The organism is Acinetobacter sp. IRS14, assembly GCF_034650275.1.
GTDB lineage: Bacteria > Pseudomonadota > Gammaproteobacteria > Pseudomonadales > Moraxellaceae > Acinetobacter > Acinetobacter oleivorans.
The window spans coordinates 176,494-190,521 of the sequence record NZ_JAOVFN010000007.1; the positions used below are offsets into that span (position 1 = coordinate 176,494).

General features: G+C 36.6%; 12 protein-coding genes and 1 pseudogene. 1 reads left to right on the forward strand and 12 read right to left on the reverse strand.

Annotated elements, in window-relative coordinates; translation table 11 throughout:
• From ODQ17_RS09420 to filA, 5 genes and pseudogenes are all read right to left on the reverse strand, one after another.
• Window positions 1-364 (reverse strand): annotated as a pseudogene (locus tag ODQ17_RS09420) (putative pilus assembly protein FilE); the annotation flags it as partial.
• Window positions 358-2,022, reverse strand: a complete 1,665-nt coding sequence (gene filD, locus ODQ17_RS09425) for a putative pilus system OmpP1/FadL family transporter FilD (RefSeq protein WP_151964631.1) — start codon at window positions 2,020-2,022, stop codon at window positions 358-360. The pseudogene ODQ17_RS09420 and the gene filD, both read right to left, overlap by 7 nt.
• A gap of 18 nt (window positions 2,023-2,040) precedes the next feature.
• Window positions 2,041-3,204, reverse strand: a complete 1,164-nt coding sequence (gene filC, locus ODQ17_RS09430; RefSeq protein ID WP_322903152.1) for a putative pilus system protein FilC — start codon at window positions 3,202-3,204, stop codon at window positions 2,041-2,043.
• A gap of 44 nt (window positions 3,205-3,248) precedes the next feature.
• Window positions 3,249-4,082 (reverse strand): putative pilus system C39 family peptidase FilB, encoded by an 834-nt coding sequence (gene filB, locus ODQ17_RS09435; protein WP_151964630.1) that lies wholly within the window; start codon window positions 4,080-4,082, stop codon window positions 3,249-3,251.
• 314 nt (window positions 4,083-4,396) lie between these two features.
• Window positions 4,397-5,272 (reverse strand): putative pilus system protein FilA, encoded by an 876-nt coding sequence (gene filA, locus ODQ17_RS09440; RefSeq protein WP_322903156.1) that lies wholly within the window; start codon window positions 5,270-5,272, stop codon window positions 4,397-4,399.
• A gap of 356 nt (window positions 5,273-5,628) precedes the next feature.
• On the opposite strand from filA, the gene ODQ17_RS09445 reads away from it, so the two are divergent.
• On the forward strand, window positions 5,629-6,987 hold the full coding sequence (locus ODQ17_RS09445) for an anthranilate synthase component I family protein (protein WP_322903157.1): 1,359 nt from the start codon (window positions 5,629-5,631) through the stop codon (window positions 6,985-6,987).
• Between the two features lie 3 nt (window positions 6,988-6,990).
• Here ODQ17_RS09445 and hisC read toward each other — a convergent pair whose 3' ends face one another.
• The 7 genes from hisC to ODQ17_RS09480 all read right to left on the reverse strand — a co-directional run bounded on the left by hisC (window position 6,991) and on the right by ODQ17_RS09480 (window position 13,830).
• Complete coding sequence (gene hisC / locus ODQ17_RS09450) at window positions 6,991-8,076, reverse strand: histidinol-phosphate transaminase (protein WP_322903159.1); 1,086 nt, start codon at window positions 8,074-8,076, stop codon at window positions 6,991-6,993.
• A 69-nt stretch (window positions 8,077-8,145) separates the two neighbouring features.
• The gene (hisD, locus tag ODQ17_RS09455) at window positions 8,146-9,435 is read right to left on the reverse strand and encodes a histidinol dehydrogenase (protein WP_005302839.1); all 1,290 of its coding nucleotides are present in this window, start codon (window positions 9,433-9,435) and stop codon (window positions 8,146-8,148) included.
• Window positions 9,436-9,541: 106 nt separating this feature from the next.
• The gene (hisG, locus tag ODQ17_RS09460) at window positions 9,542-10,225 is read right to left on the reverse strand and encodes an ATP phosphoribosyltransferase (protein WP_322903163.1); all 684 of its coding nucleotides are present in this window, start codon (window positions 10,223-10,225) and stop codon (window positions 9,542-9,544) included.
• Complete coding sequence (murA, locus tag ODQ17_RS09465; protein WP_322903165.1) at window positions 10,225-11,481, reverse strand: UDP-N-acetylglucosamine 1-carboxyvinyltransferase; 1,257 nt, start codon at window positions 11,479-11,481, stop codon at window positions 10,225-10,227. The genes hisG and murA overlap by 1 nt, the downstream gene beginning before the upstream one ends.
• A gap of 6 nt (window positions 11,482-11,487) precedes the next feature.
• On the reverse strand, window positions 11,488-11,739 hold the full coding sequence (gene ibaG, locus ODQ17_RS09470) for a BolA family iron metabolism protein IbaG (RefSeq protein WP_004794487.1): 252 nt from the start codon (window positions 11,737-11,739) through the stop codon (window positions 11,488-11,490).
• A gap of 138 nt (window positions 11,740-11,877) precedes the next feature.
• Window positions 11,878-12,216 (reverse strand): ribosome hibernation-promoting factor, HPF/YfiA family, encoded by a 339-nt coding sequence (gene hpf, locus ODQ17_RS09475; RefSeq protein ID WP_192455584.1) that lies wholly within the window; start codon window positions 12,214-12,216, stop codon window positions 11,878-11,880.
• 165 nt (window positions 12,217-12,381) lie between these two features.
• Complete coding sequence (locus ODQ17_RS09480; RefSeq protein WP_322903170.1) at window positions 12,382-13,830, reverse strand: RNA polymerase factor sigma-54; 1,449 nt, start codon at window positions 13,828-13,830, stop codon at window positions 12,382-12,384.
• Window positions 13,831-14,028: the final 198 nt, after the last annotated feature.

Consider the following 14,028-nt stretch of genomic DNA (forward strand, 5'->3'; position numbering starts at 1 on the left):
TCGGTGCAGTCGGTGCAGTCGGTGCAGTCGGTGCAGTCGGTGCAGTCGGTGCAGTATTTAATTTCTTTTGCGCAGGTTGCTCCATTTTTTTTGGCAAATCTTTAATTTGCTCTTTTTCTTTATAATTTTTTTGAGGAGGAAGAATTACCGTTTTATCTGGTGGATTTTGAGGTTTTATTTCTATTTGAGGGATAGACTGTTTTTTCTGATCAACTCTTTTACTCGGCACAATCATAGGACGACCATCAGGACCGATAATCGTATAAAAACCATCTGCATAAGATATAGAAACATTTGCTATCGCAATACATAAAATTGAAATAGCAAATTTAGGTCGAAACATCCATTTATATTCTTTTACCATTTTGTTCTGTAACTCAAACCAAGCACTGTAATTTTAGTATTTGTTTTTACATCCAAACCAGCATAAGGATTTAATAAAATATTATCGACACCACATTTATTCGATAAAGTACTCGTACACGCTGGAATATTATCTCGACTGCGTAAGAAACCCACTGAAAGGTCTAAATCAGTATCTGTATCAAAACGATATCCTAATCCTAAACCAAACAATTGCGCATTGTTAATTGGAACCATAGTATTACGTTTGTCATCAGGAATAGCACTAGCGCGGGGTTCATAGCCTGCTCGTAATTTCAAACGATCCGTTGCCGAATACTCCAAGCCGATTCCCCAACTCCATGGTGAAGTAAACTTTAATGGCAATGCTAAAGAGTTATCAGTCACATCATTAGATAGTAATTTTGCAACTTTAAGTAATGAAATTTGGCGATCAAACTCAAATTTAAATTTATCCCATGCTGAATAATCAGTCCATCCAACATCAAAGTTTACTTGTAAATCTGGCAAGATTTTATATTTAATACCTGCTTGAAAATGTGCAGGATATTCTAAATCCATCGCAACTAAACCTGATTCAATATCAGGTACATAACCAGGTAAGCCCAGAATTCGAGCTAAAATTTGTCCTGTCGCAGATGAATTCAGCCCACGTACCAATTCTTGAGGTGCTTTAGCATTATCAATCATGTATTTGCCTTTCATACGCATCTTGGCCGAACTTTGGTAGACCATACCAAGGCCAAAATCATCTGTCGGCTCCCAAAGCAATCCCAAGTTATAACTTGGACTTAAAGATTGCTCCATGGAAACCTGTAAGGCTCCCATTTTATTAAACGGGTTCATCCCCTCCTGAGCATTACACATCCCGAATAACAATAGACTAGTAATCATGTCATTATTATTCTTAAATGGTGCACAAACCACTTCATCAACCATACGCAGCACACCAATCATCTCATTTGGAAAACGAAGATCAGTTTTTAATGCCAGGGCGTTATATGACATACCAATGGAAGCACCAATTGATAAATGATCATTCACTTGATAACCAAAAGATGGGGACAAATATGTAATTCGCTCTACAGCGACTTGCTGCCCCATATAGTTACCAGCATTACCATTTTCTGCACCAAAACCAGCAACCAATGGTGCATATATCGCTGTTGCATAAGTTACTTTTGATCCTGGAGGCTTATAGGCAATTCCTGCTGTAGGAGCAACAAGTGGATAACCAGCTCCTAAATCAACCATTTTTTTAAGAATAGGCACATACAAGCTAGCGTACTCAACATCTCCATGAACTGAGTCTTTAAAATCTGTACAAATATTAGCAGTAATTTCAGGCCCATCATTACACACAAGAGGATCATCTGAATAGCCAAAAACGTTATACCCAGGTGGCGCTGAAAATTCTCGTTGGATATCAAAATTAGCTAGAATACCCTGTACATCTGTTTGCAGCCCATCAATCTTAGCTAATGCTGCAGGGTTAAAATGAACAGCACTAATACCAGGTGGATCTGCTGTTACAGCATTCCCCATCGATAATGAACGGATATCAACAGCTAGGTTTTGTCCTAATTGAGCATTGGCAAAGCTAGAAAAACCAGAGATCACAATTGCCACTGTTAAAGGACATAATTTAGGATATTTCACCTGCCTATCTCCTTATTTTTATTTTTTGCGCAAACCTAAAATATCTAGCGGGAACGATAAACCAAGTGAAACATCTGGTGCATCCTCTGTTAAACCAAAGCCAACTGTACCGTTAACAATCGTATCAGGTGAAACACGTACCCCCAAAGCGAAAGCCATCATTGCACTACTTTGGTCTGGAGATTTATAAGATTCTCCATTCTCAAATTGGAACTCAGAATTTAGGTTAAAGCTTTGTTGATATGACATGGTTAATGACACATCATAGTTAAATGAATAAGCAAAACCAAACGAGAAGCCGCCACTAATTCCAGGATCAAAAGATTCTAGAATACGATTACCACGTACCTGATTTAAACCAGACTCTTTAAAACCATAATTGGCAGAGGCAGAGGCAAATAAAACAACTGGATCAATGTATTTACGAGTACTCGCACCCACACCTGCAGAGTAATAGCCTTTACCAGTTGAAAGCTCATTTTGACCAACTTCGTAAGGACTATCTCCAGTTTTACTAGATAAGCTACCAAATAAAACTAATGGTAAGCGCCCCTGTTTAAGAGGGAAAGGTTCCCAACGTGCACCTAAAGAAATATCACCCAATCCAGCAGTAGTTGAATCACTATTAATATCAGATTTAGCAACTAGAGGTACTGTTGCTGAAAGCGTTAAATTATCTAAAACACCATATTGAGCTGTAAAACTGTTAGTCAAAGTATGTTGAGCATCTTCCCTGATACTTAATCGACTAATACTAGAGTTATCATCTCCTAGTGCTAAATCCAAAATGCTATCGCGGTAATAGGTATAATCAAGATCATAATATGTAGAAATTTCCCCTCTTTTAATTAACGAATATTGTCGTTCATTCGAGGTAAATACTTCTTGTAAATTTGTCTCTTGACTCGCATCCCCTTCTTTTTTCTGTAAAGCGGTGGCTGCTTGATTAGCTCCAGTATTTGCTGTCACAGGATCATTAGTTACCACGTCTGTAGAGGGAGTTACACTTCCATCTTGAACTGAATCTGTTGCTGGCGTTACTTCTGATGCCGTATTCGTTTCAGAAACAACAGCAGTATTTTGAACTTCCGTTTGTGTAACTTGATCCTTTGCATAGATTGTTCCTGTAATGGCACTCATACTTAAGGCCAATACACTCATCTTTATCCATCGATTATTCATATTTCTTCCACCCAATTTATTTATTTTACTAAATCAAAAATTCATTACTTACGTTTGTAATAAAGACGCATAAAAGTTTCTATCGGCTGATTATGATTTGAAGAATGACTGTCATTATCCAAAACCCGTCGCATTGTTGAGGCTTTATTTGCTAAACGGTCATAATTAAATGTCGGATATTGCACATCAACAAAGGCATAGCGGTTAACCGTTGCATCTTCCACATGACGCATATCTGCATCTTTTAGTGCTAATAAGTCTTTACGCTGCGATTCAGGAACAGAAATAACAAATAAAGTATTATTATCCCAAATTTCTTTAAAACGATTTTCGTCAAAGCTGATATTCCCTAATGCAGGATCAGCAACATAGACTCGTCCATCTTTATAAGCTTTATATACGACAAAATGTTTAAACCCAGCATATGAAATAGGAACAATTGCAGGCTGACCTAATTTAACTAAATCAGGAAACTCCCCCCGGTAACCACCACTATCTAAACCAATAGCAGTCACAAAACGTTTCATATCAAGTAAGGAGAAACTACGGCGTTCAATAATACGTTGATATTCGCCATACTGAAGTAACCCACTCATTGTTTGCTGTTCAGTTAAGCTAGTACCCACATAGCCATTTAACAAAGTGGTAAGTGCAGCCGAACCACAGCTATAATCATATGCTTGTCGAACAATACCGCGAAATTGATCTTCTATCGCAGGTTTAATCGTAACAGGTTCAATATGATTTCGGCGAAAAGAGAAATTACGTGAATCGGCAGTCTCTGTGTAATAAACAGTTCCCGGCGGCTTTTTTTCTATTTCGAAGGCTTCTGTCGCAAAGTAATACATCAATGCTGAGCCTAAAACAATCTCTAACATAAGCACTTGGTCTAAATGGTGGCCTAACCGGCCTTATTCATTTTATTCTTAGAGCAATAGCTCTACATCCCTGTGTCTTGAAGATACCTTTTTTTTTTGTAAAAAACAGCTTTTTTTTAATCTTTTTGATGAACGTATAGTTCTACTCTACTTAAACTGTTAACTAACTCTCATTCTTAACGATCAAAACTTCTAATACTTTTATTATTTATATAATAATTTTATATTAAACAAACATATAAGATTGTTATCAATTTTCCTTCAATAAAAAAAGCGCGTATAAAACGCGCTTTTTTTATTTTGAACTTTCTAAATTAGTGACCAGAAATTGTAATTGTAGAAGTACCTACATTAATACCCTGAAGTTCAACATCTCCAATTGATGCATTACCAGCAGCACCTAAGTGTATACCTTGAGCATAAACATTCATGCCTTGAGTACTATTATTTTGAATTTTCAAGCCAGTTGGTACAACCGAAATATTAGCATCTACATCTAAATTGCCAGTTGTATTACCAGCACCGCGTACCATTACTTTGTCTAGAACGATTTTACCACCACCAGTAGCATCGTTAATACCTAAGTTAGATAGTGTTAAACCACCTTGTAAACTTGAATTTACCTTAATCATTGCACCTTGTGGAGTAGCTCCTAGCTGAACGTTAGCTGAAATTGCACCTAAAGATAAATCTAGACCAGAAATAATTTCCGTTGGCGCTGCTTCTGTAATACCACGTATAGCAGTTGTTTCATTCAAAGTACCAGAACTACCAACGCCAATAGAACCAACTTTCACATTAACGGCCCCTACGTTTGCAGCAACATTTAAAAATGCGCCATTTGTACCAGATGCACCAACGCTATCAATTTTAAGGTCTAATAGATTCTTTGTTGTATCTACCTGCGTAAGAGTTATCGCTTTACCGCCTGTTGCAGTTGTGCCCGTAATTGTAATTGCACCAGCAGTTGCTGCAGCACCAGTAATACCTGTAGAAGTAGCTAAACCATCGTTATCATGAATATATAATTTATCGATAGAAATACCGCCAGAACCTAAAGCGATACCGATGTTAATACCATCTTGACCTGTAGCAGCGCTTAGTGCAGCATCGTCCATTGACTGCATTGCCATTGCATTTGCACTGATAGCTAAAGAAGAAACTAAAGCAAGTTTAGTGAACATTTTCATTGAGCACTCTCCCAAGAGCATTTATTTTTTGACTTTAACCACTCTCATTGTCTCAAGTTGCATTTTTCTTTATATAGCAACCGAAACTTCCAATCCTTGAGTAGTTTTGCTTAGCAATTACTAAATTACATCTACGTTACTTTTTGTTCAACTAGTGTTGTGCATTTTTTGCCAACTACCCGACAAACGGTACGCTCAATTTATTTCACTTTTAACTTCTAAAGCCAACGACAATCCCATCCTAAAATTCGACTATTTTATCAACGAAAAGTACCTCTCTTCTAAGTCTTCTCCCTGATGATCCGCAAGTTGTAGTAAACTAATATTTCCCTCATTAACTATTCTGTTATTTAAAAATGTCTCAGTTAAAGAAAAAAATCTCATTACATGGTAAAAATGCTGCCGAGATTTTAAAAATTTTACAAGGATTAACTGGGCTCATTTATTTAAATGACAACAATAACCCTATTATTGGCTTTCTTCCTCAGCAATACTTTCTTATTCAGAATAAAAACAACTTAGTATTCCAGCGTCAAAATTTTAATGAATATAAAAATATATCAATATCAAATCAATTATTAGATTTTATCCAGCTAAAAGAAAAAGACTTAAAAGAAAATAAAAATATTAAAACGATAACAAATTTTAACGGCGGCTATATCGGTTTTATTAGTTATGATTTTTCTGCACATCAATTTATTAATGCTCAAACTCATATACAGCCATCTTTATTCTTAGGCCAATATCGTTCTTTTTTAAAATATATAGATAATGATTGGTATTTTTTTAGTGATGAAGCAGATGCCTTAAACCTACTCAAATATATTGAAAAAAAATTAGAGGCTTTTAATATAAATAAATCTAAAAATATATTTAAACTAAAAACTACTATTCAGCCAAGATGGTCTAAAGAACAATATTTTTCGGCTTTTAATAAAATACAGGAATATATTAAAGCTGGAGATTGTTATCAAATTAATTTAACCCAAGAATTTAAAGCTGATTTCAAAGGTTCCTTATTAGATAAAGCGGCAGATTTATGGAACCTTACTAATGCACCATATGCAGGTTATTTAAAATTAGATCAATTTGAGTTATTAAGTTGTTCCCCTGAGCTCTTCATAGAATTCAATCAAAATAAACAAATTAAGACCCGACCTATTAAGGGAACCATGCCTCGATATGAAGATATCGAAAAAGATTTTATTTCAAAACAAACTTTAAAAAACTCGCAAAAAGATCAGGCTGAGAATGTCATGATTGTTGATTTATTACGTAATGATTTGAGCATTTATGCCAATACAGGGTCCGTAAAAACAACGCAATTATTCGAGATTGAAAGTTTTAATCAAGTTCATCATATGGTCAGTGAGATTGTTGCCACGCTTAAAGATGATATTAATCCAATGCAAATGTTGCTCTCTGCTTTACCGGGGGGATCGATTACAGGAGCCCCCAAAATTCGGGCGATGCAAATTATTGAAGAATTAGAAGAAGAAGCAAGAGGTGCTTATTGCGGGACATTAGGTTACTTCAATTTTGATGGAACGGGTCGCTGGAATATTCTTATCCGTAGCTTTCAACAATATCAAAATCAGCTCTCTTTGTGGGCCGGTGGTGGCATTACAATTGCCTCAAATGCAGAAGCAGAATATCAAGAAAGCCTTGATAAAATATCTGCCATGCTGAACTTGATGAACAGCACAGCAGACTAAAACTTAAAGAATATCTTGTTTTAACGTTTGCACTAAACGCATATTCTGCTCATCAGTACCCACTGTGATACGCAAAAATTGATTAATACGAGGCTTATTGAAATAACGCACAATAATACCTTGTTCACGTAATTGCTGTGCAAGTTTGCCAGCATCATGGACTGAGTGTGAAGCAAAAATAAAGTTCGCTTTAGAAGGTAAAACTTTAAAGCCCAAAGCAGTTAAGTCATCTACTAGCTTTTCACGACTAGAAATAACCTTCTGACAGTGTTCTTCAAAATAAGCTTGATCTTCAAAAGAAGCTACTGCGGCTGCAATTGCAAAACGGTCAATAGGATAGGAGTTAAAACTATTTTTGACAGCTTCAAGCGCTGCAATTAAATGTGGCTGAGCGATTGCAAAACCAACGCGTAAACCAGCTAATGAACGAGATTTTGAGGTTGTTTGACAAACAACTAGATTCTCATAGCGATTTACAAGACCAACTGCGGATTCTGCTCCAAAATCAACATAAGCCTCATCGATCACCACCACCCGATCTGGATTTGCTTTTAAGATTTGCTCGATATCTGGCAAACCCATTGCAATACTGGTTGGCGCATTGGGGTTTGTAATAACAATCCCACCATTTGGTTGTATATAGTCCTTAGCTTCTATCTCGAAATTCTCACTGAGTGGAATTTCTTTAGTTTTTGTTCCAAAGAACTGACTATAAACTGGATAAAAACTATAAGTAATATCTGGATAAAGAATCGGTTCATCTTGAAGAAAAAATGCTTTAAAAATATGAGCAAGTACTTCATCTGAGCCATTACCAACGAAAACTTGAGACACCTCAATATTCTGTTGTTTAGCAATTGCTTGCTTTAAAGCTGTTGCATCTGGATCTGGATATAAACGCAAGGCATCAGCTTGCTGAGTTAAAACTGCTTGAACTGCATCAACTACTTTTGGAGATGGCGGATATGGATTTTCATTCGTATTGAGTTTCAATAAATTCTGAATTTTAGGCTGCTCACCCGGAACATAAGGCTCTAATTCACGAACTTCTGGACTCCAAAAGCGCATTTGTGCTGTAGATAAAGTCATAGTCTTATCTCAAAAAAGGGCTGAAAATCAGCCCTGAGTAATAATTAAAAAACGACAAGGTTTATAAGCTTATTGATAACGATAGCGAGCTGAGCGTGCATGAGCATCTAAGTTCTCTTGGACAGCTAATATGTCGGCTGTTTTAGCTAACGTTTTAACTCCATCTTTCGAACACATAATCAAGCTCGAACGTTTTTGGAAATCATAAACGCCTAACGGAGAAGAAAAACGAGCAGTTCCAGATGTCGGCAATACATGGTTTGGGCCCGCGCAATAGTCACCGATTGCTTCAGGTGTATAACGTCCCATAAAAATTGCTCCAGCATGACGAATCTCTTCACTCATTGCTTCGGCATCATCTAAGCACAGCTCCAAATGCTCTGGTGCAACCTGATTAATCAACTCAATTGCTTCTGCACGATCTTTGACTAATACCAAAGCACCACGGTTTTCAATTGAAGTTCGAGCAATATCTGCCTTTGGCAATTCATTTAAATGCTTTTCAATTGCCAACTCGACTGCATTAAGTAAAGCTTCATCTGGAGTTATAAAAATAGCTTGAGCAACTGTGTCATGTTCAGCTTGTGATAAAACATCCATAGCTAACCAATCTGCGTTATTCTCACCTTCTGCATAGACTAAAATTTCAGAAGGTCCAGCAATCATATCAATACCGACTTGGCCAAATACAGCACGTTTAGCAGCTGCTACAAAACGATTCCCCGGACCAGTAATTTTATCTACAGGTGGAATTGTCTGAGTACCATAAGCCAAAGCTGCTACAGCCTGCGCCCCACCAATGGTAAATACCCGGCTAACTCCCGCAAGATAAGCTGCGGCAAGAACCAATGGATTTAATTCACCATTCGGTGCTGGAACAACCATGATAATTTCAGGTACACCTGCAACATGAGCAGGTACAGCATTCATTAGAACTGAAGATGGATAAGAGGCTAAACCACCTGGCACATAAATACCAACACGGTCTAAAGGCGTAACTTTTTGCCCTAATGTATTGCCCAAGTCATCTATATAAGTCCAGCTATCTTGTTTCTGAGCTTCATGAAATGTACGAATACGCTTTGCTGCCAACTCTAGAGCATCACGAATTTCTGGGCTTAAATTATCAAAAGCAGTTTTAAGTTGTTCTTGAGATAATTCTAAATCTGAAAATTGATGCGCAGGATGTCGATCGAACTGTTGAGTAAGCTTTAAAACATGATCATCACCATGCTGACGAACATCAGCAATAATTTGATCTACTGTTTGCACTAAATTAAGATCATTCACGGTTTCGAATGCCAATAGCTCAGCAAAAACCTGTTTGAAGTTTTGATCTTGAGTCGATAAACGTCGCATCAATTTACCCACAAGGCGAAAAAGAAAAAGTAAGTTTACTCTTTTTCTATGCGCTTGTGGGCATCATCTAGCTTAACTATCGCAAAAGCATGATGGGAAATTGCTTTTAACGCGATTGAACAGCTTGTTCAAGCTGTGAAATGATTGGATTTAACAAAGTTTGTTTACGCTTGAAACTAGCTTTATTTACAATTAATCGAGAAGAGACTTTGCAAATCTCTTCTAATGGTTCAAGACCATTTGCTCTTAAAGTATTACCAGTATCGACCACATCTACAATGTAATCACCTAAACCAACCAAAGGTGCAAGTTCCATAGAACCATAGAGTTTAATAACATCAACTTGTTCACCTAAGCTTGCATAATACTGGCGTGTAAGATTGACATATTTCGTGGCAATTTTTAAACGACCCTTCGGATGTTCCATACCTACTTTACCAGCAGTCATTAACTTACATTTAGCAATTTGTAGGTCAAGCAACTCATATACATGCTGAGCACCATGCTCCATCAACACATCTTTACCCGCCACACCGATATCTGCTGCACCATTTTCTACATAGGTTGGTACATCAGACGCACGTAAAATTAAAATACGTACTTGCTTATGCGTAGTAGGGAAAATTAGTTTACGAGACTTTTCCGGATCTTCGAGTAAATTAATACCCGCTGTAGCCAATAAAGGTAACGTCTCTTTTAAAATACGCCCTTTACTTAATGCCAAAGTCAAACCATGATCAAAATTACCTATCACATCAAAATTAGGATCATCGTTTCTTACATCATTCATTAACTTACTCGCTTAATTTGGGCACCTAAACCTTGAAGCTTCTCTTCGACATGTTCATAACCACGGTCAATATGGTAGATACGATCAATTAACGTATCTCCTTCTGCAACTAAAGCAGCTAGAACCAAAGAGAATGAAGCACGTAAATCTGTTGCCATCACAGGTGCTGCCTGTAAGGTTTCAACTCCGGTTACGACTGCATCGTGACCTTCTACCTGAATATTAGCGCCCATTCGTGACAATTCAGGAACATGCATAAAACGATTTTCAAAGATCGTTTCAGAGATTGTTGCGAATCCACGACCAATCACATTTACTGCCATCAGCTGTGCTTGCATATCAGTTGGGAATTCTGGATGTGGCAAAGTTCTAAAACTTACAGCTTTAGGGCGTTTACCCATCATATCAAGTTCAATCCAGTCATCACCACGAGTGACTTCAGCACCCATTTCTTCAAACTTATCCAAAACAGACTCAAGTAATGCAGGGTCAGTATGTGTAGTTTTGACACGACCACCCGTAATTGCAGCAGCTGCTAAATATGAACCTGTTTCAATACGATCAGCAACAACAGCATATTCACAGCCATGCAAACTTTCTACGCCTGTTACAACAAGAGTATCTGTATCAAGACCTTCAATCTTGGCGCCCATTTTAATTAACATTTGAGCAAGATCAGTGATTTCTGGTTCACGTGCTGCATTACGAATAGTCGTAACACCATCTGCTAATGCTGCTGCCATCAAGATGTTTTCGGTACCACCAACAGTCACCATATCAAAAACAACTTCACCACCTTTTAAGCGACCATCAACTGAAGCATGGACATAACCATTTTCGACTTCAATATGCGCACCCAAAGCTTCTAAAGCTTTTAAATGTTGGTCCACAGGTCTTGAACCAATCGCACAACCACCAGGTAAAGAAACTTTAGCATTACCGTAACGTGCTAATAATGGTCCTAAAACCAAAATTGAGGCACGCATTGTTTTTACCAGCTCATAAGGTGCAAATTGATTGTCTAAAGTAGAGGTATCTGCTTTTACTGTGTCATTTTCATAGCTAATTGTTACCCCTAATCCACCAATTAGCTTTACCAAAGTATTAACATCTTTAAGATTTGGAACATTGGTTATTGTAATTGGAGAATCTGCAAGAATAGTTGCAGCAAGTAATGGCAAAGCAGCATTTTTAGCACCAGAAATGCGCACTTCACCCTCGAGCTTAACACCACCCGTAATTAAAAATTTATCCATTAATATTTAAGCTCCGAAAAGGCTTGCTTTACGCCATTCATCTTTGGTCATTGCACGAATTGTTACCGCGTGAACTTCCCCACTTGCAATATAAGTATTTAATGGTGCATAAACTAATTGTTGACGAGCCACTGTACGCTTACCTTCAAATTGATCATCCACAATACGGAGGTCAAATTTTCCAGCCTGTCCGCTCACCGCTACTTCCGCTACAGGGAAAGCTTCTTTTAAAATTTGAGTGAGCTGTTCACTATTCATTGCAAAGACCTCTGACACAACCTAAGGGGTAAAACGGAGTATTTTACTATAACTTTTTCCAAGAATTCAGTACGTGTTTATATTTTATCAATAAAAAAGAGGCTATCTTTCAAGCCTCTCTTAAATTAACAAAACTTATTAAACAGAAACAGTAACTTGCGAATAAGTACATTGCATTTTTCGATATCTTAATAATTGTCTTTTTAATTTTTCTGTCAATTTTTTAATTGAAGTATACATATCATCAGCGGATGCCTGAGCAAACAACTCAATCCCCGGCAATCTTACTATAGCCTCTGCAACATGATTTGAACTGCCCTTATGAGAGCGCTTATCAATTTGATGATCTTTTGTTAATTTAATCTGCATACTATTCACCTGGTCTAGGTGTTTCGTCAATTGATTAAACTTTGATTTAATATTTTCTTCTATAGCTGGTGTAATTGCTAAATGATGTCCACGAATCGTTATTTGCATAATTCTATCCCTCACCTTTTTTAGGTTATTTAAAGAAGAACTAAAACGATTTAATGCTATCAAAAAAAATTAGGACAATTAAACCATTTTAGCGGCTCCTCTTGGTGAAATTAAAATTTCATTATTTCGTCATAATGAATCTCTAGAATAGCCATACTTCAAAATTCAGATCAAGACTTTTCTTTCAGACGATGAAGGAATATGTAACGATTCACGATATTTTGCGACAGTCCTTCTTGCTACTTCAATCCCTTCATCTTTTAACAATATGGCAATTACATTATCTGACAAAGGTTTACGCGGGTTTTCACTTGCTACAAGTTTCTTAATCATTGCACGAATTGCAGTAGAAGAAGCCTCTCCTCCAGCAGTTGTGCCTACATGGCTAGAGAAAAAATATTTCAACTCAAAAAGGCCACGTGGAGTAAGCATATACTTATTTGTTGTTACACGAGAAACTGTAGATTCATGCAATTCTACTTCTTCAGCAACATCTCGAAGAACCAATGGTTTCATTGCTTCTGCACCGATCTCCAAAAAAGCTTTCTGATGTTCCACAATACATGATGCTACTTTTAATAATGTTTTATGTCTTTCATCAATGCTTTTGATAAAGTTTTTCGCCTCAAGCATTTGATTACGCAAATATAAATTATCTTCACTCTGATCTGCTCTACGAATCATACTGGAGTAAAAAGAATTAATTCTTAATTTAGGTAATACATCTGGGTTTAGTTGAACCTGCCAATGTAAATCTTTTTTAGAAACTACTACATCTGGGATTTGATAATCGGATTCTTGTTTATCAAAATCCATACCTGGATAAGGTTTCAATGTTTTTAAGAGATTGATTGCAAACTTTAATTGATCTTTTGTTAAACCCGTTTGTTTGAGTAATTTATTTAAATCATTTGCTATCAAAAGCTCATAATATTGCAATAAGCTTTTTGCTTCGTTTAAATATTCAACATCTTTTGGTAGAAATTCGAGTTGTATTTTTAAACATTCCGCTAAATTACGTGAACCGATCCCTAGTGGATCAAGCCGTTGAATATGCTTTAAGACGACTAGAACCTCATCTTCTTCAATTTCTTCTTCGATATCCATCTCATTTAATAATTGTTGGGCAGCTAAAATTATTTCTTCTATTTCAGCATCTAAGAAACCTTTATCATCTAATGCATCAACAATACAGTAAGCAATTAATTGATCTATTTTAGAAAAGTGCAAAAGATTAACTTGTTCTAAAATATGTTCCTTTAGAGATAATTGAACTTGACGATTATCCTCTCTCTCTTCAAATTCTGGAGTAGCCAATGCTGTTGATTGATGAGTATAAATATCATCCCAATCAGTATCGACTGGTAAATCATCAGGCAAATGGTTTGCATTTAATTCAGTTGTTAAATCATCTGATTCTTTGCTTTCTAATACAGATAGGCTTTCTATTATTGATTCTTCTTCTATTTTTTCAAGTAAAGGATTACTATCTAGTTGAATTTGAATTTCTTGTTCAAGCTCTAAGCTAGAAAGCTGTAACAAACGAATCGCCTGCTGCAATTGAGGTGTTAACGATAAAGAATTCGCAACTTTCAACCCAACAGATAATTTCATATTTTAGATTCCATTAAACAAGCAAAAATCATGCCTACTTAATATTTATAACATATAGTTTCTATTTATCATATATATTGGTGTGAAATTTCCAGAAGAAAAAGTGGATCTTTTAATGAAGAATTTTGCCGGATAGCTAATTAATATGTCGGCTTAGAAGCCCATTTCTAACTTAGAACGGGTTCGAAGTTTCCTTCA